Origin of the sequence: Pseudomonas sp. EA_65y_Pfl1_P113, from assembly GCF_963970525.1 — a bacterium.
GTDB classification, from domain to species: domain Bacteria; phylum Pseudomonadota; class Gammaproteobacteria; order Pseudomonadales; family Pseudomonadaceae; genus Aquipseudomonas; species Aquipseudomonas tritici.
Map to the genome: position 1 here is coordinate 1 of NZ_CAXAQM010000308.1, position 549 is coordinate 549.

General features: G+C 63.8%; 1 protein-coding gene. It reads left to right on the forward strand.

What is annotated here, in order from left to right; all coding sequences use genetic code 11:
• A partial coding sequence (locus AACY52_RS29770) for a cytochrome d ubiquinol oxidase subunit II (protein ID WP_339561297.1) occupies positions 1-473 on the forward strand: 473 nt, incomplete at its 5' end.
• Positions 474-549: the final 76 nt, after the last annotated feature.

Consider the following 549-nt stretch of genomic DNA (forward strand, 5'->3'; position numbering starts at 1 on the left):
GAACCGATGGCAACACCCAGATCTTCGCGCGCGAGATTGCGCGGGTCGGCCTGCTGGCGACCGGCGCGGCGATTGCCTTGGTCAGTCTTTGGACGCCGCTTGCATTGCCTTCTGTCTGGGCGCGCTGGTTCACGCTCCCCGGAACAGTGTATCTCGCGCCGCTTCCGATCCTTGCGGCGCTTGCCTGGCTTACGGCGTGGAGGTCCTTGTGGAGCAAACGCGAATGGCTGCCGTTCGCGGCCACGATCGTGCTGCTTCTGACCGCGCTCGCCGGTCTTGGGATCAGCATCTGGCCTGCAGCCATTCCCGGCGTCATGACGATCTGGCAGGCCGCTTCGGTGCATCGCACGCAGGTCATCGTCGCAGGTGCCATTGTGGTGATCCTGCCGGTCATTCTCGCTTATGTCGGATTCAGCTACTGGGTGTTTCGCGGCAAAATCGGGGCGTCGACGGCTGGTCAGCCGCGCTATTGAGCGCGGTCGGTCGGCGAAGCGCGTTGCCCAGCCACGGCGGCATGGCCGGGCTACTTCATACCTCCGTATAAAAGTT